This is a genomic window from Clostridium sp. LXY-7 (assembly GCF_056172015.1).
Window position 1 is genome coordinate 1,333,746 of the sequence record NZ_JBLLJL010000001.1, and the last position, 20,119, is coordinate 1,353,864.

Consider the following 20,119-nt stretch of genomic DNA (forward strand, 5'->3'; position numbering starts at 1 on the left):
TATAATTTGAATTTTCTAATTATAAATTTCTCTCGTAAGCTTCAACCATTTTCTTAACCATTTGTCCGCCTACAGAGCCAGCTTCTCTTGAAGTAAGGTCTCCATTGTAGCCTTCTTTTAAGTTAACTCCAACTTCTTGAGCAGCTTCCATTTTAAATCTGTTTAATCCTTCTTTAGCCTCAGGTACTAATACTCTATTTCTGCTTGCCATAATAAATTCCTCCTCTTATTTTAGAAAATAATAAATCTTAAAAAATCACAAACAAACAATTTTTAAATGTTACTAATAAATTTTTACCATTTGACTAAACTAATATTTAGTTAATTAAAGGTTTTTTTCATAAGCTTCAACCATTTTCTTAACCATTTGTCCGCCTACAGAACCAGCTTCTCTTGAAGTAAGGTCTCCATTATAGCCTTGCTTTAAGTTTACGCCAACTTCTTGAGCAGCTTCCATTTTGAATTTGTTTAGTCCTTCTCTAGCTTGTGGAATTGCAGCCTGATTACTATTATTATTTGCCATTTCGTTTGCACCTCCTTTTGTTTTGATGGTATTATTGTAACCGCATATAAGAATATTATTTTATAAAATCAATGGTTATGTGGGAATAATTAAGGCTTTTTTACTTAAAATTACAGAAAATAAAGAAAATATTAATATGACTTTACTTTATTTCGATGTTGTGGCATAACATAATAAGAGACATAATATATGTAATAAGTTTTAATAATAATTATTTTAGGAGGCTTTTTCAATTGAACAGCAAAAAAATTATAATGACTGGTGGAGGAACAGCAGGACATGTTACTCCTAATATAGCTTTAATGCCAAAATTAAAAGAATTAGGATATGAGATTCAATATATAGGTACAGAAGCAGGAATAGAAAGAAAGCTTATTGAGGATGAGCATATTAAATATCATGTAATATCAAGTGGTAAGCTTAGAAGATATTTTGATATTAAGAATTTTACGGATCCTTTTAAGGTGATAAAGGGTGTTTTTGAGGCAAAGAAAATATTAAAAAAGGAAAGTCCAGACATAGTATTTTCAAAAGGAGGTTTTGTCTCCGTTCCGGTAGTATTAGGAGCATATTTTAATAAAATTCCAGTTATAATTCATGAATCTGATATGACTCCAGGACTTGCAAATAAAATAGCTATGCCTTATGCAACTAAAATCTGCGTGACTTTTAAAGAAGCTTTAAATAGTGTAAATAAAGATAAGGCAGTGCTAGTTGGGTCACCTATAAGAAGTGAACTTTTTAGAGGAAATAAGATAAAAGGTAAGGAAATATGTGGATTTAAAGATGATAAACCTGTTATTCTAGTAACTGGTGGAAGTCAAGGGTCTAGAATTATAAATGATTGTGTAAGAGAATGTTTACCAACTCTTTTAAAGAATTTTAATGTAATTCATCTCTGTGGCGCAAGTAATCTAGACAAAACTTTAGATAAAACTTCTGGATATGTACAGTTTGAATATGCTAAAGATGAATTAGCTCATTTAATGGTTCTTTCTAATATTATTATATCTAGAGCAGGTGCAAATACTATATTTGAGCTGTTAGCCTTAAAAAAACCTAACATATTGATTCCTCTTTCAGCAAAAGCAAGTAGAGGAGATCAAATTCTTAACGCAAATTCCTTTGAAAAAGATGGATACAGTATGGTTCTAGAAGAGGAAAATCTAAATGCACTGAGTCTTATTGATAGAATAGAGACACTTTACAAAGAAAAAGATCAATATATTAGAAATATGAGTAGAAGCGAACAAAGTGATAGTTTAAATAAAATAGTAGGACTTATAGAACAGTATAGGAAAAAATAAAATAATCTTCATTAAAAAAATTGTTAATCATTTTAATTGATTAACAATTTTTGTTTTTATAAATATATTGGCTTTGCTTTAAATGGGGTTATTTATCTTAGAATTATATATTATTACTCACAAACCGTTTCGAAAGCTTGATTTACTAAGGCCCTATGCAAGTAAAAAGCTAAAATACAACAACTCGCTTCTCTCGGACAAGTTGTACTTCTTAACGCTTTTCACTTTCATAGAGCCTAAGTAAATCTAATCTTCCTGCAAATGGTTTGCTTCGCAATAATATATAATTCATTATCAATACTGTATTAAAGCAAAGCCAATATATTAAATAATTAAAACAGAATTTTAAAAATTAATAACCGTTCCGATATAGAATTTATTTAATAATATTATGAACAGTAGATAACAATATAAAGGAGAATATATTTTAAGGAGGAATTTTTATTGAAAATAAAATTTTTAGGAGCAGCTAAATGTGTGACTGGATCCAGCCATTTACTTATGATAGATGATTTAAAAATTCTTTTAGATTGTGGATTATTTCAAGGGAAAGATGAAAAGGAACACAATAATGAAGAGTTTGGATTTAATCCAAAGGAAATAGATTATGTAATATTGTCTCACGCTCATGCAGATCATAGCGGAAGGATTCCTTTATTGTTTAAAAATGGATTTTTGGGAAAGGTAATCTGTACTCATGCTACTAAAGATTTATGTGAATATATCTTGAAAGATTTAGCACATAGTAGCGTAGAGGAAGTATATTTTAAAAATCTTGAAAGAATGAAAAGGGGAGAAGAGCCATTAAATTCAATCTATGAAGAATGTCACGTGGAAAATGCAATTTTAAATTCTGTACCTTGCGATTATAATGAAGAGATAGAATTAACGCACAATGTGAAAGTCATATTAAAAGATGCAGGACACGTTTTAGGTTCTGCCATATGTGAAATTTTAGTCAAAACTTCTGGAGGGAAATGGAGTAATATAGTATATACTGGAGATTTAGGTAATGTAGATAGGTGTATTTTAAAGGATCCAGCTCAAGTTTTAAGAGGAGATTTTGTCATTATGGAATGTACCTATGGAGATAAAATTCACAAAGAAAATGAAAAATCTAAAGAGCTATTAAATATAATTGAAAGTACCATAAAAAAAGGCGGAAACGTAGTAATACCAAGTTTCTCCTTCGGTAGAGTCCAAGAGATTATATATATGCTAAATAGCTTTATAGAAGCAGGAAAACTACAGGGGTGTAAAGTGTATGTAGATAGTCCCTTATCCTCACAACTGACAAAGATCTTTAAGAAATATGAGAATTATTTTGATAATGAAGCTAAGGAATTGATAGAAAAAGGAGACAACCCTCTTGAATTTAAGGGATTAGAGTTTATAAGCACTGCTGAAAAATCTAAAGAATTAACTCAGGTAAAAAGTGGAGCGGTAATTATAGGGTCTAGTGGTATGTGTGAGGGTGGTAGAATAATGTACCATCTTAAAGAGAATTTGAATAGATGTGAAAGTACAGTAGTATTTACATGTCATCAAAATGTAGGAACTTTAGGGAAGGATATATTATGTGGAAGAAAAACTGTAAATATATTAGGTGAAGAAGTTCAGGTTAATTGCAATACCTTCATATTAGAGGGCTTGTCAGGACATGGAGATAAGGTTTTACTAAAAAAATGGCTGAAGGGGTTTAAGATACCACCTAAAGAAGTATTTTTAGTGCATGGTGAAGGCCATGTATTAAAATCTTTCAGTGATGAAATGGCTATATTGGGTTATACAATGAGAGTTCCATCCATAGATGAAGAGTTTAAGTTAGATAATTATTAAAAACTTCACAAAGTATAAGGGGAATTACTACTTGAATTTTAGTCAGATTAGGGTATAATTTAGGTGTGAGATATGTGTTAAACTTTGCCAAAAGTTTGGGATATATGGAAAACATATATTTTCCATATTTGAAAGACAATGTACATATTGACATTGTTTTCACAAAGCACGTAATTTTTCACAAAACACATAATAGGGTTTAAAAAAGGTATTTTTTAAATAATTTATGAAAGAGGGTTGCTTGCAATGAGAAAAATGAAAACTATGGATGGGAATACTGCTGCAGCACACGTGGCTTATGCATTTACAGATGTGGCAGCAATTTATCCGATTACACCATCATCACCAATGGCAGAACATTGTGATGAATGGGCAGCTCAAGGAAGAAAGAACATATTTAATCAAAAAGTAAAATTAATGGAAATGCAATCAGAAGCAGGTGCTGCTGGTGCAGTACATGGTTCGCTTCAAGCAGGTGCATTAACTACTACATTTACTGCATCTCAGGGATTACTATTAATGGTACCTAACATGTATAAAATGGCTGGAGAATTACTTCCAGGAGTACTTCATGTTAGTGCAAGAGCATTAGCGGCTCAAGCATTATCAATATTCGGTGATCACCAAGACGTCATGGCTGCTAGACAAACAGGATTTGCACTACTAGCTACAAATAGTGTTCAAGAAGTTATGGATTTAGCTCCAATAGCACACTTAGCTGCTATTGAAGGAAGAGTTCCATTTCTACATTTCTTTGATGGATTCAGAACATCTCATGAAATCCAAAAAATACAAACCTGGGATTATGACACATTAGCTAAATTTTTAAATAGAGAAGCATTAGAATCATATAGAGGTAATGCATTAAGTCCTGAACATCCGGTAACAAGAGGAACTGCTCAAAATCCAGATGTATACTTCCAAGCAAGAGAAGCTTCCAATCCATTCTACAATGCTATACCAGATGTTGTAGAAAAATACATGGGAATGATAAACAATGAAATCGGTACTGATTATCACCTATTTAACTACTATGGAGCACCAGATGCAGATAGAATTATAGTTGCTATGGGTTCAGTATGTGATGTTATTGAAGAAACTATAGATTATTTAATGTCAAAGGGTGAGAAAATAGGTGTATTAAAAGTTCATTTATTTAGACCATTCTCATTAAAACACTTCTTTGACCAAGTGCCTTCAACAGTTAAGAAAATAGCTGTTTTAGATAGAACAAAAGAACCAGGATCAGCTGGAGAACCATTATATCAAGACGTAAGAAGTGCGTTCTATGACAGAGCTGAAAGACCAATTATCATAGGTGGAAGATATGGATTAGGTTCTAAAGATACTACTCCATCTCAAATAGCAACAGTATTTGATCACTTAAAAGAAGAGAACCTTAAAAATGGATTTACCATTGGAATAGTAGATGATGTTACTAATACATCACTAGATATAACAAGAAAAATATCAACTACACCACAAGGAACTATAGAATGTAAATTCTGGGGATTAGGATCTGATGGTACAGTTGGAGCAAATAAGAGTGCTATAAAAATCATAGGGGACCATACAGATATGTATGCTCAAGCTTACTTTGCATATGACTCTAAAAAGTCTGGTGGAGTAACAATGTCTCACTTAAGATTTGGTAAAAAAGTAATTAAAGCTCCTTATTTAATAAATCAAGCTAATTATATAGGATGTCATAACCAATCTTATGTATATAACTATGATGTATTAGAAGGAATTAAAGATGGTGGTATATTCCTACTTAACTGTATTTGGAATAAAGAAGAGTTAGATGCTCACTTACCAGCAGATATTAAGAGATATATTGTAGAACATGATATTAAGTTCTACACTATCAATGCAGTTAAAATTGCACAAGATATAGGACTTGGCGGAAGAATTAATATGATTTGTCAAGCTGCATTCTTTAAATTAGCAGAGATTATTCCTCTAGAAGATGCAGTAAAATATCTAAAAGATGCAGTTGTAGCTTCTTATGGTAATAAAGGACAAAAAATTGTTGACATGAACAATGCTGCTATAGATGCAGGTATTAATTCATTAGTTAAAATAGAAGTTCCAGAATCTTGGAAAAATGCTGTGGATGACAAGGTTCAAGTAAAAGAGAAACCAGCATTTATAACAGAAATAGTTGAACCAATGAATAGACAAACTGGTGATAGACTTCCAGTAAGTGCTTTTGTTGGAAGAGAAGATGGTACTTTTGAATGTGGAACAGCTGCATATGAAAAGAGAGAGATAGCAGTTAATGTACCTGAATGGCAACCAGAAAACTGTATTCAGTGTAACCAATGTTCATATGTATGTCCACATGCTGTAATTAGACCATTCATAGGAACAGAGGAAGATTTCAAAAATGCTCCAGCTACATTAAAAGCAGTGGATGCTAAGGGTGGAAAAAACTTTGCAGGATTAAAATTCACTATGGGGGTAGCAGTTCAAGACTGTACTGGATGTGGAAACTGTGCACAAGTATGTCCAGCTAAGCAAAAAGCATTAATTATGAAGCCTCTTGATACTCAAAGAGATGAAATAGCTAACTGGGAATTTAATTTAACATTACCTAAGAAAGAAAATCCACTTGGAGTTGCATCTGTTAAAGGTAGTCAATTTGAAACTCCACTTTTAGAGTTCAGTGGTGCTTGCGCAGGGTGTGGAGAAACTCCATATGCTAAACTTATAACTCAACTATTTGGAGATAGAATGATGGTAGCTAATGCTACAGGATGTTCTTCTATTTGGGGAGGAAGTGCTCCTTCAACTCCATACACTAAAAATGAATGTGGAAAAGGACCAGCTTGGGCTAATTCATTATTTGAAGATAATGCTGAGTATGGACTAGGAATGTTCTTAGGAGTAAATCAATTAAGAGATAAATTAGCAGACCTTGTGAATGAGGCACTATCATTAGAGATTAGTGAAGAATTAAAAGCTGCGTTTAACGAATGGTTAGAAAATAAAGAGAGCGGAGATGGATCTAAAGTAGTAACTAAGAAAATACTTCCGCTATTAGAAGAAGTTAAAGATTGTTGTGATACTATGAGAGAAATCTACAAAAATAAAGACTTCTTCATTAAGAGATCTCAATGGATATTTGGTGGAGACGGCTGGGCTTATGATATCGGATACGGTGGACTTGACCACGTTCTAGCAAGTGGAGAAAACGTAAATGTATTGGTAATGGATACAGAAGTTTACTCAAATACTGGTGGACAATCTTCAAAGGCTACTCCAACAGCAGCTATAGCTAAATTCGCAGCATCTGGTAAGAGGATTAAGAAAAAAGATCTTGGTATGATGGCGATGAGCTATGGATATGTTTATGTGGCTCAAATAGCTATGGGAGCTGATCAAAATCAAACTCTTAAAGCTATAAGAGAGGCTGAAAACTATGATGGACCATCATTAATAATTGCATATGCTCCATGTATCAACCATGGAATTAAGAATGGAATGGGAGCTACTCAATTAGAAACTAAGAGAGCTGTTGCATCTGGATACTGGGCAATGTATAGATTTAACCCAGAATTAAAAGAGCAAGGAAAGAACCCATTTACATTAGATTCAAAAGAACCAACTGAATCCTTTAGAGATTACTTACTAGGAGAGGTTAGATATGCTTCCCTTGCTAAGTTATTCCCTGAGTTTGCAGAGCAGTTATTTGAAAAAACAGAAAGAGATGCTATGGAAAGATTAGAGAATTACAAAAAACTTGCAGCACAGTAATAAACTAAATAAAACAAATTAAAAGAGGTGGTTACCACCTCTTTTTTTACAGAGATTGTAACATATATGTATTTAATTACATCTTATATGAAGTATATGGAATAATTCTAAAAAAGTTTTAGAAAAACACTTCTAAAATTTATTAATTAAGGGTAAAATAAATAAATAGAACTAAAGGAGGTTTTACTTTATGGAAGAAAATAAAAAAGGATGTTGCTGCGGAAGCAATGAAGAGAAAGAACAAGGATGTTGTGGTGGACACAATGAACATGAACATGATCATGAAGGTTGTGGTTGTGGCTGCGGAGATCATGAAACTCTAACAGTAGAATTAGAAGATGAAAATGGAAATGTAATTCAATGTGAAATAATTGATGGATTCATGTTTAATGACAATGAATATGCATTAGTACAAAATCCAGATGATGGTTCTATATATTTATTTAAAGTTGTTGGCGATGACGAAGTTGGAGAATTAGTTGTTCCAGATGATGAAGAATATGATGCAGCAAGAGCATATTATGAAGGATTAATAGAAAACGAAGCAGAATAATAATCCTTAAGGAAAAGTCGCTATATAGCGGCTTTTTTACATAATAAAAGAAAGGGTATAAAATAATGGAAAAATTAGGGATATTCGATATAGATTTTACACTAACTAAAAAAGAAACCTCTATAGAGTTATACAAATATATGCTTGAAAAAGATAGAAGGTTAATAAAACATTTACCGAAGCATTTATTAACAGCACTTTGTTATGGTATTAAGGTTTATGACGCACAAAAAACTAAAGAATGTTTTTTAAAGTTTTTAGATGGAGTAGAGGAAAAAAAACTTCAGGAGCTTGTAAAGAACTTTTATAAAGATAGACTAAGTTCTATATTATACGAAGATGGAATAAAGATGATGAGAAAACTAAAAAATGAGGGGTATAAAATATACTTAATTTCTGCATCTCCAGAGTTCTATATAAACGAATTATACAATATACCAGAAGTTGATAAAATTATTGGAACAAAATTTAAAGTAGAAAATGGAATTTTTATGCCTAAAGTAGAAGGATTAAACTGTAAGGGTGAAGAAAAAGTAAAGAGGCTCATGGAGGAGTTAGAAAAGGATAATATCCAAGTGGATTTTAAAAATTCTTATATGTTTTCTGACTCTCTTTCAGACTTGCCACTATTAGAGCTTGTAGGGAAGGGGTATTTAATAAATTACAAGAAGAAACATGAGCTAGAGATATTGAAATGGAGGTAGAATATGGATCACTGTATAAATAAGTTTTTTTTATTCAATGATGAAGTGGAATATGCCGAAAATTTTGAGAAACTTTATCCAATTGGTGAGAAAATAGTATATGAGGTTATAAGGATTATAGAAGGGAAGCCACTATTTTTAAAAGAACATGTATTTAGACTTCATAACTCTTTAAAATTAATAAATAGTGAAGATGCATATACTTATGAATATATTAAATTTTTACTTGATAAGTTAATTAAGGTTAATGAGGTTGACAATGGAAATATAAAATTCATAATAAGTGGTAAGGAAATATTAGTTTACTCTATACCGCATTTCTATCCTGGGGAAGATATGTATAGAGAGGGAGTAAAAACAATTTTATACTTTGGAGAGAGAACTAATCCTAATGCAAAGGTTATTGATAACGAATTCAGACATAAGGTAAACGAAGAAATAAAAAAAGCAGATGCCTATGAGGGGATTTTAATAAATAGCAGGGGGTTTGTTACTGAAGGAAGTAAATCAAATATATTTATGGTTAAGGGGGATTTAGTGTATACAGCACCAGTAAAAGGTGTATTACCAGGAATAACTAGAGAAAAAATTATAGATTGCTGTAAATCAATAGGATTAATAGTAGAAGAGAAAGATGTACATTATAGTGAAATAGCTTCATTAGACGGCATGTTTATTTCTGGAACATCTCCTAAGGTGTTGCCCATAAAGGAAGTCCAAAGTGAAGTTCAGTTTGAAAAAATATATTTTTCTATATTAAATATAAAAGAAGCCTTTGAGAAAAATATAAATGAAGATTTAAATGGCTACGATATAAATATGTATTAAAGTATATGTAGAATTATACGATAAATAAGTAAAAGTTGTTTTTTTATGTTGTAGCACTATAAGTTATTTAGGGGGGTTATAATGTGGAAAAAAGATTATACAATGGTAAAAGTGTAGAGGAATGTTTGAAGCAAGCTAGTGAAGAATTAGGATTACCTGTAAAGGACATAAAGTATCATGTCGAATATGAGAAGAGTAAGGGATTTTTTAAAAAAGCAGAAATAACCGTGTTTTTACCAGAAGTAGAAGAGGAGCCTCATAAATCTATGGCTACAGGTAAAGCTAGGGTTGAAGATGGAAAGCTTATTATTATTGATGGAGAAGAAGAATATTCAGTAACCATAATAAAAGGTGAAAATATTAGAATTACAGTTGATGGTGAAGAGGTTATTAGTAAAACAAGTGTTAATTCTAATAGTAAAATAGATATAGAGTTTAACGAAACCATAGCAAGTAGAAGTATAGATTTAAATATATCTGAGAATAGAATGGAAGTATATCTATCTATTGAATATAAACCAGAAATAATATATGGACTTAAAGATGTACAAGAGGCAAATACTATAACCTTAGAGGGAATTGTAAAAGGAGAGAAATATCCACCTAAATATACAAAAGCTGAAATAATAGAATTACTTTATAGCAAGGGAGTAGCTTATGGTATTAATGAAGAGGTAATAGATAGTTTATGTAACAAAAAATCTATAATCGATGTATTAGTAGCTTCAGGAGATTCACCAATTCATCCAGAAGATGATAAAATTGAAATATATTTTTTAAGAGATGGAATTAAAGAGTATAAAGTAGATACTAATGGAAATATGGATTTTAAATCTATAGGACATGTTTCAAGTGTTAAAAAGGGAGATGTGTTAGCAAAAAGAATTCTTGGAAAAGAAGGTATTGAAGGTAAGAATGTATTAGGACAGGCAGTTAAAGTTAAGAGAAAAAAATATAAGGAAATAATTGCAAAAGAGGGATGTACTTTTACAGACAGCAATACTGTAGTTGCAACAATAGATGGAAGACCTGAAATGAAGGGTGCAATACTATCTATAAACACTTGCTTTGAGTTGAATGGGGACGTGGATATAAAGTCTGGTAATATAGATTTTATAGGAGATGTAATTATATATGGTGATATAAAAGATGGTATGGAAGTTAAGACTGGTAACAATCTAATAGTTAAAGGAAGCACAAGTAGATGTAAGATTGAATGTGGTGGAGATGTGGACATCGATGGGAATATTATATCATCAAGTATAAAATCTCATAATTATTTCTACACCTTATCTAAATATTTAGAAAATTTAAGAATAATTAATGAGGACATATCAAACATATATAATATGTGTAGACAACTAAGAAATAGCAAGACAGTGAAGGTTAATGTATCAGATGGAGATATTGTTAGATTAGTAATTGAAAGTAAATTTAAAGGATTTAGAAAGAACTGTATAGCATTAATAGAATATATGAACAATTTAAATGATGTCCAATGTGAATTGTATACTGTAATAAAATCAAACTTTATACCTAAAAATATGATAAGTATTGGTAATATAGAAGAATTGAAGAATATAAAAGAAATTATAAAAAATAAAATAGATAGTATAACTGAAATAAGCAATATTACAAGTACTATAAATATGAGTTATGTTCAGGATTCTAATGTTGAGTGTTCAGGAACAATAAATATAACTGGTAAAGGAGTATATAAGTCAAATGTATACGCTACAGAGGGAATATATTTCACTTCACCTGGTCATAGCAATGTGAGAGGTGGAAAGATTATAGCGGATAAGGAAATAAAGGCTAAAACTATAGGTGCAAACACAGGGGTAATGACCACAGTAGGTGTTGGTAAGCAGGGTCATATTTATTGTGATGTTGCGTATTTGAATACAAAATTTATAGTAGGTGAAAAGGAACAAATTTTAGACGAATCCTGCAAGAATGTACATGTTTATTTGGACAAAATTGGAGATTTAGTAATAGATAAATTTAAGCTTTAGGGGGGCCTAACTTTGGATGAGGAATTAAAATTATTAATATTTACTTTAGATGATCAACCTTTTGCAGTAGATATTAAAGAGGTGGAGAGAATATTAACTTATGAAACTCCAACCAAACTTCCAGAATCGCCTGAGTTCCTAGAAGGGGTAATTGATTATGGAGAAGGGGTTATACCTGTATTAAGTCTAATGAAAAAATTTAATAAGAATGATGTAGAGGGTAAAAAAGAATCTATCATAGTAACAAAGTATGAAGATAAAGTATTAGGGATTGTAGTTAGTGCCGTAAGTGAAGTGCAATCCATACATGATAATGCCATAGAAAAAACACCAGAAATATCTATATCTGTTTCTAGTAGGTATATAAAAGGACTAATTAAGGATAAAAAAAGAAGTAGAATAATAATTCTTCTTGATTTTAGCAAAATTCTTTCAGAAGAAGAAAAAGAGAAGATTTAGATTGGTGGTATTATGGATTACAAAGAGATAAAAGTAGGTATTGCGGATTTGAACGTGGTAAAGCTTCCAGATAGACTAACAACTATTGGATTAGGTTCATGCGTTGGAATAGCATTAATAGATAAAATCAATGGTGTTGGTGGACTGGCCCATATTATGTTACCAGATAGTACAAAATTTTCAAATGTTACTAACAGTGCAAAATTTGCAGATCTTGCAATACCAATTCTCATTGAAAAAATGAAAAAATGCGGTGCAAAAGAAAGAAATTTAAGAGCAAAGATAGCAGGAGGAGCGTCTATGTTTACATTTGCAGATAGCAAGGTGAATATGGATATAGGAGATAGAAACTCAAAAGCAGTAAAATATGTATTAGATTCTTTGAAAATTCCTATAGATAGTGAGGATATTGGGGGCAACAAGGGTAGAACTATTACCTTTGATACAACAAATGGCATATTGTATATTAAAACAGTGGGTGAAGGAATAAAAACTATATAGACAAGCTTAGTGATTGGAGTGATGTTATGCTTAAAAAAATTACGGTAATGGTAGCAGATGATTCAGCTCTAATGAGAAGAATGATATCAGACATGATTAATATGGAAGAGGATATGGAGGTTATAGATACAGCAAGAAATGGAGAAGAACTTTTAATAAAGCTTAAAGATCATACTCCTGAAGTTATAACCTTAGATGTGGAAATGCCAAAGCTTAATGGTATAGAAACATTAAAAAGAATAGTAGAGGAAAAAATTCCAGTAAAGGTAATTATGTTGAGTAGTTTAACAAAAGATGGAGCAAGAATAACCCTTGAATGTCTAGATAATGGAGCTGTAGATTTTATTTCAAAACCTTCTGGGTCAATTTCACTGAATATTAATGATGTAAAAGAATCCTTGGTATCTAAGATAAGAGGAGTTAGTACAATTAGAACTAAGGAAAAAAGCACTGTGAACATTAACAATAGGTTGAAGGTAACAAGAAGCAGTGCTAAAAAAATATCAAAAGGAAATAATATTGGGGCTGTGGCTATTGGCGCATCAACCGGTGGACCTAAGGCATTATTTAATGTTATAACAAATTTACCGGAAAACTTAGGAGTTCCTGTATTTGTGGTTCAACATATGCCAGTGGGATTTACAAAAGCCTTTGCAGAAAGACTTGATAAATTTAGTAAGCTTAAGGTGGTTGAGGCTGAGGATGGCTGTAAAATAGAAAACAATGTGGTCTATATTGCACCAGGTGGAAAACACATGGAAGTGAATAAAAATAATACTATAAGGTTAACTATGGATCCTATAATTCATGGAGTAAGGCCGGCAGTAGATAAATTGTTCATATCTGCCAGTAGTATATACACAAATATACTTATGGCTATTGTCCTTACAGGTATGGGGAAAGATGGGGCTAAGGGCATAATAGAGGTAAAGAAAAATGGTGGGTATACTATTTCAGAAGATGAATCTACATGTGTAATCTATGGCATGCCGAAAGCAGCATATGAAACTAAGATGGTAGATGAGGTAATTCCACTTCATGGAATTAGTGAAAAAATATCATATATGATTGTAGGAGACGTGAGGGTTTAATGAACTTAAAAGATTTTGAACAGTGGGTATTGAAGGAGTTTGGAATAGATTTATCTGCCTATAAATCTAATCAACTACATCGAAGAATTCTTACTCTTATGTCTAGGGTAGGGGCAAATTCTATTGAAGAATTCATATTCATGTTAAAAAATGATGGGGAGAAAAGGCAGAAATTTCTTGACTACATAACTATTAATGTGACAGAATTTTATAGAAATCCAGAGATTTTTAAAGAACTCAATGAATTAATAAAATCTAACCTAACTTATACAAAGCCCTTAAAAATTTGGAGTGCGGCCTGTTCAATTGGAGCAGAACCCTATTCTGTGGCGATGATGCTTAAGGAGCTTACTCCAAGGGTAAGACATAATATAATAGCTACGGATATTGATAGTACTATTCTAAAAAGGGCTAAAGAGGGGGAGTATATTAAGGCGGACATAAAAAATGTTCCTAAAAATCAATTGGATAAGTACTTTACAGAAAGTGATGGTAAATATTATATTCACAAAGAGATTAAGGATATGGTAACATTTAAAAAACATGACTTAATATTAGATAGGTATGATAGCAATTTTGATATAATAATCTGTAGAAATGTGGTTATCTATTTTAATAATGATGTGAAGGATAATATTTATAAAAAATTTAGTAGCTCTTTAAATTCAGGAGGATTATTATTTATAGGCGCTACTGAAAGTATATATGGATATAAGAATTATGGCTTCGATAAGCTCTCTACATTTATATATAGAAAGATTTAAGGAGGGGAAATATGGATACTTCTCAATATTTATCTATGTTTTTAGAAGAATCAAGTGATAACTTACAAACTTTAAATGAGTGCTTACTTACACTTGAAAATGACCCACAGGATGTGGAGGTTTTAAACCAAATATTTAGAGTAGCACATACTATTAAAGGTATGGCAGCCACTATGGGTTATACTAAAATGGCTGAACTTACTCATAAAATGGAGGATGTTCTATCAGAATTTAGAGAAGGAAAGTTAAAAGTTACCCATGTGGTGATAACTGTCTTATTTAAATGTCTAGATGTACTAGAAGGAATGGTAGACAACATCAGTGGAGGTAGTGATGACAATATAGCTATTGATGAGATAGTAGTTATGTTAGAAGATATATCAAGAGCTGGTGAAGAAGAAGTGAATCCAGTGGAAGAAAAAACACAGGATGAAATGAGTCCTATGGAATTAAATGAATATGACTTAGATATAATTAAGCAGGCAAGTAAGGAAAATGTAAACTCTTATCATATTCATATAAAATTAGATGAAGGAACTATATTAAAGTCTGCTAGAGCATTTATAATATTCCAAGTTCTAGAAGAGTGTGGAGAAATTATTAAATCTGAACCTAAATTAGAAGACTTAGAAGCAGAAAATTTTGATTTTGAAATAGATTTAATTTATTTAACTAATAAATCTAAAGAAGATGTTGCTCAAAGCGTTGTAAATATTTCTGAGATTAGAGAAGTTAGTATAAAAGAAGTAAAATCTAAGTCTAAATCAGATAAGTCCTTAAAAAATGAGGATAACCATTCAAATAAATCTCACAAAGAAAAGGCAACAGAAGTATTAAATGAGGTAACAGCCTTTAAAGAAATATCAAATGATGAAGGCAGTGAAAAGGTAAAGTCTAATATAGCGCCAAAAGCTATTGATGATAAAGAAGAAAGTGTTGTAAAGGTTCATCAAAAACCAAAAGGAAAAGGAATAGGACAATCTGTAAGGGTAGATTTAGAAAGATTAGATAAATTTATGAATATGGTGTCTGAGCTAGTAATTCATAGAACAAGATTAGAGCAGATTAGTGCAAACCATAAAATTATAGAGCTCAATGAGACACTAGAACAGGTTGGAAGAACTACTACAGATTTACAAGATTTAGTAATGAAGATAAGAATGCTTCCATTGGATGTGGTTTTCAATAGATTTCCAAGGATGATAAGGGATTTATCCATGGAGCTTCAAAAGGAAATAGATTTCGAAATTTATGGACAAGATACAGAGTTGGACAGAACTGTAATAGAAGAGATAGGAGAGCCGCTAATTCATCTTTTAAGAAATGCAGCGGACCATGGTATAGAATCTGCTGAAGAAAGAATAGCAGCAGGAAAAAGTCCAATAGGGAAGATTAAGCTTACTGCCTATTCAGAGGGTACAAAAGCTGTAATAAAAGTTGAGGATGATGGAAAAGGCCTTGACATTAACAAAATCAAAGCTAAAGCAGAAAAAGTTGGAATTAACACTGATGGAATGAGTGAGATAGATGTAAAAAATCTTATTTTTGCTCAAGGGTTTAGTACTAATGAGGTAGTTACGGATGTGTCAGGTAGAGGAGTTGGAATGGATGTAGTAAAAACAAAAATTTCATCTCTTGGTGGAACCGTAGATGCCATAAGCGAAGTAGGTAAAGGGACAACCTTTATAATAAAACTTCCTCTAACTCTTCAAATTATACAGGCACTATTAGTAAAAGTTGGAGGAGAGACTATGGCTATATCTCTTGGATTTATAGATAGAGTTATAGAATATAAGGAAAGCATTATTAAGAAAACTAATAATAAAGAAGTTGTTATGTACAATGGCAATGTATTTAGTTTAGTAAGAATAAGTAAGAAGCTAAATCTTGAAAATGTGAACTATGGTAAAAAATATATAATCCTTGTAAAAGTAGGGGAAAGAGAAGTAGGATTAGTAGTAGATTCTCTATTAGGACAAAAAGAAATAGTTATAAAACCATTTGGAAATACTTTAAAATCAGTTAAGGAGTATATTGGTGCTACTATCTTAGGTGATGGACTAGTTACATTGATTCTTGATGTAGCCACACTAATTTAGGGGGTATTATATTGAGCATTGAATTTAACGATATTCAGATAGATGCACTAAGAGAAGTTGGCAATATAGGTATAGGTAATGCAGCTACAGCGATGTCAAAAATTTTAGGACGAAAAATTCAAATAACTGTGCCAAGAGTCAATGTAATTCAGGTAGAAGAGATCTTCTCTAAACTTGATGAAGATGAAATAGTATATGCAGTAATTGCAAGAGTACTTGGGGATGCCCCTGGAAATCTACTTTTTGTTTTTGATAAAGACACCATTATAAAAATTGTAGAATCCTTAGTAGGTGAACAGGGTGATGAATTAAGTGAAGTTGGATTTTCTGTATTAGCTGAAATAGGTAATATTATATTTGCCACCTATATGAATTCCATAGGACAATTGACCAATTTAAAGCTGTATCCATCTGTGCCAGCGGTTACAAAGGATATGCTTTGTGCTATTTTATCTACTACTTTTATAGAATCAGGACAATATAGTGATGAGGCATTGGATATTGAAACAGATTTTATTCAAGAAAGTGAAGAATTAAAGGGAAATTTTTATTATATACCAATGCCAGGATCATTAGAAAAAATATTAGAATCATTAGGATTAAATTAACGGAGGTTACAAAAATGGCGAGAGTATTAATTGTAGATGATGCAACTTTTATGAGGATGATGATTAAGGACATATTAGAGAAAAATGGATTTGAAGTGGTGGGAGAAGCTAGTAATGGACTTAAAGCGGTAGAAATTTATAAAACTGAAAAACCAGATGTGGTAACCATGGATATTACTATGCCAGAAATGGATGGAATTGAGGCAGTGAAAGCAATAAAAGGCTTTGATCCAGCTGCAAAAATTGTTATGTGTAGTGCTATGGGACAACAAACCATGGTTATGGATGCTATAAGAGCAGGAGCAAAGGACTTTATTGTGAAACCATTTCAGGCAGATAGAGTACTTGAGGCTATAAACAAAGTAATAGGGTAGGGGGAGTTTAAGTGCAAGTTGTTATTTTTACTATAGGAGATGAACAGTTTGCTGTAGAGACATGTAAAGTTCAAGGTATAAATGGACTTATGGAAATAACTAAGGTTCCTAACGCCCCTGCACATATAAAGGGGCTTATAAACCTAAGAGGAAGCATATTATCTATTTTAGACATAAACTTGTTATTAGATATGAATTTAGGGGAAGAAAATAATAGTAATATTATTATCCTTAAGTTGGACGAAGAGCAAGTGGGAATAATGGTAGATAATGTAGAAGAAGTAATGGATATAGAAGAAAACTTAGTAGAAAAAATTCATGGTGAAAAAGAAAAGAACTTTATTAAAGGTATTATAAATTTAGAGGATAGAATAATTACGATGATTGATATTGATAAACTACTACAATAACCCACAGGGTAAGAAATGAGGTAGGGTAATGGCAGAAATATTGTCACAGAATGAAATAGATGCTCTTTTGTCTGCCTTGTCTTCTGGTGATATAGAGCCAAGTGAGCTTGAAAAGGAAGAAGAGAATTTAAAAATTAAAAATTACGACTTCAAAAGACCACAGAAATTTTCTAAAGATTTAATTAGAACTCTAGAATTAGTTCATGATAACTATGCAAGAATTATATCAAACTATTTAACAGCGCAGCTTAGAACTAATGTGAAGGTTAAAATAGAGAGTGTAGAACAAATAACCTATGAAGAGTTTATTCACTCTGTACCCAGTAGTACGGTGTTAACCCTATTTACGATGCAACCTTTAAGTGGGCAAATCATATTAGAGACTAATGAAGAATTTGTGCTTAGAATATATGATGTTTTAGCTGGAGGAGATGGCTTTAAAAAGCCAAAGTTAAAAGAGCTAACAGAAATAGAGAAAAACATAATAAAACATACAGCACAAGGACTAATTAGCAGTATGAAATTAGCTTGGGAAGATGTGCTAGAGGTTGACCCAGTGATGGAAAGCATGGAGACAAATCCAGCACTAAATCAAACCTTAGCACCTAACGAGCCAGTAGCACTTATTACCTTCAGTGTTGAAATGTTTCAGACAAGTATATTTATAAATATATGTATACCTTATTTAAGTATTGAAAATGTACTAGAGGATTTAGTTGTAAAATACTGGTCTAGTGAAAGAGATGAAGAGCAATTAAAATTAAGTAGGGAAAAACTAAATAAAAATCTTAGAAAAGTAGATGTGGATTTAAAAGCAGTACTTGGAAATACAGTTATTTCGGTTAATGATTTCTTAACCTTAGAGTTAGGAGATGTAATAGCTCTTGACAGGATATGGGATGAACCTATTGATATATATGTTGAAGAGCAATTAACCTTTGTAGCGCAACCAGGATTAAAAGGCAAGAATAAAGCTGTCCAGATAATAGACTATATAGATAAGGGTGTGGAAAATGATGAATAATCAATTCCTGTCACAGGAAGAAATAGATTCACTTCTTAATGGGGGAAGTGAAAGTAATGAAATAGAATCAACAGAACTTCTTACAGATATTGAAAAGGATTTGCTGGGAGAAGTAGGAAATATATCCATGGGTACTGCAGCCACTTCGTTATCAACTATAGTGGGTCAAAAAGTTAATATAACTACGCCAACTATTAAGATTAGCAATCTGGATACTCTAAAAAAGGGTTTTGAAGTACCAAATGTAGTTTTAGATGTTAAATTTACTAGCGGTATATCTGGTGGAAATTTACTTATAATGAAGATATCAGATGCAGGCATGATAGCTAATCTTATGATGGGTGGAGATGGACAAATAGAAGATGTTCTAGAGCTATCAGAAATAGAGATTAGTGCAGTACAGGAGGCTATGAATCAAATGATAGGTTCAGCAGCTACCTCTATGGCAACTATGTTTAATAGAGAGGTAAACATTTCTCCACCAATATCTTCAATTTGTGATGAAGATACAGCAAATATATCTCAAGATATTAAAGAACATGAGGAGATAGTATGCATTTCTTTTAAGATGACTATAGGAACCTTAATAGATAGTAGCATACTTCAAATACTACCAATAGCTACGGCTAGAAAAATCATTGATATTATGATGGGCACAGAAGAATCAGATGTTGCCGTAGAGGAAGTAGTAATCCCACAACAAGAGGAAACATGGACTGCGCCAGCAAAGGAGATTGAAATGCATAGTAATAGTGAATCAAGTATACCTCAGCAGACCTATGAACCTGCCTATAACATGCCAGTGGCACAACCACAGCAGGTTAATGTTAAAGGGGCAGCCTTTAAACAGTTAGATGAAGCCTCTGTTACATCATTACCTAAAAATATTGATTTAATATTAGATGTACCACTAGAGCTTTCAGTGGAGCTTGGAAGAACTAAGAAGAATATTAAGGATATACTATCGCTTTCACAAGGATCATTAATTGAACTTAATAAGTTAGCAGAAGAACCAGTAGACATCTTTGTCAATGGAAAGAAAATAGCTTATGGAGAAGTAGTGGTTATAGATGAAAGTTTTGGGGTTAAGATAACTGGTATAGTAAGTGGGGAAGATAGAATAAGAAGTCTCTCTAAGTAAAATTCAAATGGACTGCAATAATATTGCAGTCCATTTGAATTTTAGGATTTGTTTTAATATAGTGTTGATAATGAACTATATGTTATTACCCATAAATCCTTTCGAAAGATTGATTTACTA

Annotated in this window: 19 protein-coding genes; 17 read left to right on the forward strand and 2 right to left on the reverse strand. The window is 31.8% G+C overall.

The genetic code is table 11. The annotated features are described in order from the left end of the window. Positions 1 to 19: 19 nt before the first annotated feature. Both ACI48Q_RS06295 and ACI48Q_RS06300 read right to left on the reverse strand, forming a co-directional pair. Positions 20 to 211, reverse strand: coding sequence for a small, acid-soluble spore protein, alpha/beta type (locus tag ACI48Q_RS06295; protein ID WP_474918191.1), 192 nt, complete (start codon positions 209 to 211; stop codon positions 20 to 22). A 114-nt stretch (positions 212 to 325) separates the two neighbouring features. Further along, on the reverse strand, positions 326 to 523 hold the full coding sequence (locus ACI48Q_RS06300) for an alpha/beta-type small acid-soluble spore protein (RefSeq protein ID WP_474918192.1): 198 nt from the start codon (positions 521 to 523) through the stop codon (positions 326 to 328). Between the two features lie 233 nt (positions 524 to 756). On the opposite strand from ACI48Q_RS06300, the gene ACI48Q_RS06305 reads away from it, so the two are divergent. From ACI48Q_RS06305 to fliY, 17 genes are all read left to right on the forward strand, one after another. Continuing rightward, positions 757 to 1,830 (forward strand): undecaprenyldiphospho-muramoylpentapeptide beta-N-acetylglucosaminyltransferase, encoded by a 1,074-nt coding sequence (locus tag ACI48Q_RS06305; protein WP_474918193.1) that lies wholly within the window; start codon positions 757 to 759, stop codon positions 1,828 to 1,830. Between the two features lie 444 nt (positions 1,831 to 2,274). Further along, positions 2,275 to 3,669 carry an MBL fold metallo-hydrolase gene (locus ACI48Q_RS06310; protein WP_474918194.1) on the forward strand — a complete coding sequence of 465 codons (1,395 nt, stop codon included), beginning with the start codon at positions 2,275 to 2,277 and terminating at the stop codon, positions 3,667 to 3,669. 246 nt (positions 3,670 to 3,915) lie between these two features. Further along, positions 3,916 to 7,428 carry a pyruvate:ferredoxin (flavodoxin) oxidoreductase gene (gene nifJ / locus ACI48Q_RS06315; RefSeq protein WP_474918195.1) on the forward strand — a complete coding sequence of 1,171 codons (3,513 nt, stop codon included), beginning with the start codon at positions 3,916 to 3,918 and terminating at the stop codon, positions 7,426 to 7,428. A gap of 190 nt (positions 7,429 to 7,618) precedes the next feature. After that, positions 7,619 to 7,981 carry a DUF1292 domain-containing protein gene (locus ACI48Q_RS06320; RefSeq protein ID WP_474918196.1) on the forward strand — a complete coding sequence of 121 codons (363 nt, stop codon included), beginning with the start codon at positions 7,619 to 7,621 and terminating at the stop codon, positions 7,979 to 7,981. 65 nt (positions 7,982 to 8,046) lie between these two features. After that, positions 8,047 to 8,685, forward strand: coding sequence for an HAD-IB family hydrolase (locus tag ACI48Q_RS06325; protein WP_474918197.1), 639 nt, complete (start codon positions 8,047 to 8,049; stop codon positions 8,683 to 8,685). 3 nt (positions 8,686 to 8,688) lie between these two features. Further along, positions 8,689 to 9,513 carry an aminotransferase class IV gene (locus ACI48Q_RS06330; RefSeq protein ID WP_474918198.1) on the forward strand — a complete coding sequence of 275 codons (825 nt, stop codon included), beginning with the start codon at positions 8,689 to 8,691 and terminating at the stop codon, positions 9,511 to 9,513. Positions 9,514 to 9,596: 83 nt separating this feature from the next. Then, positions 9,597 to 11,528: a flagellar assembly protein A gene (locus ACI48Q_RS06335; protein ID WP_474918199.1), complete on the forward strand. Its 1,932-nt coding sequence runs from the start codon at positions 9,597 to 9,599 to the stop codon at positions 11,526 to 11,528. 12 nt (positions 11,529 to 11,540) lie between these two features. Next, complete coding sequence (locus tag ACI48Q_RS06340) at positions 11,541 to 11,987, forward strand: chemotaxis protein CheW (RefSeq protein ID WP_474918200.1); 447 nt, start codon at positions 11,541 to 11,543, stop codon at positions 11,985 to 11,987. Between the two features lie 12 nt (positions 11,988 to 11,999). Further along, on the forward strand, positions 12,000 to 12,488 hold the full coding sequence (locus tag ACI48Q_RS06345; RefSeq protein WP_474918201.1) for a chemotaxis protein CheD: 489 nt from the start codon (positions 12,000 to 12,002) through the stop codon (positions 12,486 to 12,488). A gap of 26 nt (positions 12,489 to 12,514) precedes the next feature. Continuing rightward, on the forward strand, positions 12,515 to 13,579 hold the full coding sequence (locus ACI48Q_RS06350; protein WP_474918202.1) for a protein-glutamate methylesterase/protein-glutamine glutaminase: 1,065 nt from the start codon (positions 12,515 to 12,517) through the stop codon (positions 13,577 to 13,579). Further along, positions 13,579 to 14,343: a CheR family methyltransferase gene (locus tag ACI48Q_RS06355; protein WP_474918203.1), complete on the forward strand. Its 765-nt coding sequence runs from the start codon at positions 13,579 to 13,581 to the stop codon at positions 14,341 to 14,343. Before ACI48Q_RS06350 ends, ACI48Q_RS06355 begins: the two co-directional genes overlap by 1 nt. A gap of 11 nt (positions 14,344 to 14,354) precedes the next feature. After that, positions 14,355 to 16,442, forward strand: coding sequence for a chemotaxis protein CheW (locus ACI48Q_RS06360; RefSeq protein ID WP_474918204.1), 2,088 nt, complete (start codon positions 14,355 to 14,357; stop codon positions 16,440 to 16,442). A gap of 8 nt (positions 16,443 to 16,450) precedes the next feature. After that, positions 16,451 to 17,050 (forward strand): chemotaxis protein CheC, encoded by a 600-nt coding sequence (locus ACI48Q_RS06365; RefSeq protein WP_474918342.1) that lies wholly within the window; start codon positions 16,451 to 16,453, stop codon positions 17,048 to 17,050. A 14-nt stretch (positions 17,051 to 17,064) separates the two neighbouring features. Beyond that, positions 17,065 to 17,424: a response regulator gene (locus ACI48Q_RS06370; RefSeq protein ID WP_474918205.1), complete on the forward strand. Its 360-nt coding sequence runs from the start codon at positions 17,065 to 17,067 to the stop codon at positions 17,422 to 17,424. Positions 17,425 to 17,435: 11 nt separating this feature from the next. Then, the gene (locus ACI48Q_RS06375; protein WP_474918206.1) at positions 17,436 to 17,834 is read left to right on the forward strand and encodes a chemotaxis protein CheW; all 399 of its coding nucleotides are present in this window, start codon (positions 17,436 to 17,438) and stop codon (positions 17,832 to 17,834) included. Positions 17,835 to 17,862: 28 nt separating this feature from the next. Next, positions 17,863 to 18,858, forward strand: a complete 996-nt coding sequence (fliM, locus tag ACI48Q_RS06380) for a flagellar motor switch protein FliM (protein ID WP_474918207.1) — start codon at positions 17,863 to 17,865, stop codon at positions 18,856 to 18,858. Then, positions 18,851 to 19,999: a flagellar motor switch phosphatase FliY gene (gene fliY, locus ACI48Q_RS06385; protein ID WP_474918343.1), complete on the forward strand. Its 1,149-nt coding sequence runs from the start codon at positions 18,851 to 18,853 to the stop codon at positions 19,997 to 19,999. Before fliM ends, fliY begins: the two co-directional genes overlap by 8 nt. Positions 20,000 to 20,119 lie beyond the last annotated feature (120 nt).

What these genes read in the sequence shown, in the direction of transcription:
- ACI48Q_RS06360 (WP_474918204.1), top strand. Translation starts at nt 14,355, where the DNA reads ATGGATACTTCTCAATATTTATCTATGTTTTTAGAAGAATCAAGTGAT.
- ACI48Q_RS06355 (WP_474918203.1), top strand. Translation starts at nt 13,579, where the DNA reads ATGAACTTAAAAGATTTTGAACAGTGGGTATTGAAGGAGTTTGGAATA.
- fliY (WP_474918343.1), top strand. Translation starts at nt 18,851, where the DNA reads ATGAATAATCAATTCCTGTCACAGGAAGAAATAGATTCACTTCTTAAT.
- ACI48Q_RS06320 (WP_474918196.1), top strand. Translation starts at nt 7,619, where the DNA reads ATGGAAGAAAATAAAAAAGGATGTTGCTGCGGAAGCAATGAAGAGAAA.
- ACI48Q_RS06295 (WP_474918191.1), bottom strand. Translation starts at nt 211, where the DNA reads ATGGCAAGCAGAAATAGAGTATTAGTACCTGAGGCTAAAGAAGGATTA.
- ACI48Q_RS06345 (WP_474918201.1), top strand. Translation starts at nt 12,000, where the DNA reads ATGGATTACAAAGAGATAAAAGTAGGTATTGCGGATTTGAACGTGGTA.
- ACI48Q_RS06350 (WP_474918202.1), top strand. Translation starts at nt 12,515, where the DNA reads ATGCTTAAAAAAATTACGGTAATGGTAGCAGATGATTCAGCTCTAATG.
- ACI48Q_RS06300 (WP_474918192.1), bottom strand. Translation starts at nt 523, where the DNA reads ATGGCAAATAATAATAGTAATCAGGCTGCAATTCCACAAGCTAGAGAA.
- ACI48Q_RS06370 (WP_474918205.1), top strand. Translation starts at nt 17,065, where the DNA reads ATGGCGAGAGTATTAATTGTAGATGATGCAACTTTTATGAGGATGATG.
- fliM (WP_474918207.1), top strand. Translation starts at nt 17,863, where the DNA reads ATGGCAGAAATATTGTCACAGAATGAAATAGATGCTCTTTTGTCTGCC.
- ACI48Q_RS06330 (WP_474918198.1), top strand. Translation starts at nt 8,689, where the DNA reads ATGGATCACTGTATAAATAAGTTTTTTTTATTCAATGATGAAGTGGAA.
- ACI48Q_RS06325 (WP_474918197.1), top strand. Translation starts at nt 8,047, where the DNA reads ATGGAAAAATTAGGGATATTCGATATAGATTTTACACTAACTAAAAAA.
- nifJ (WP_474918195.1), top strand. Translation starts at nt 3,916, where the DNA reads ATGAGAAAAATGAAAACTATGGATGGGAATACTGCTGCAGCACACGTG.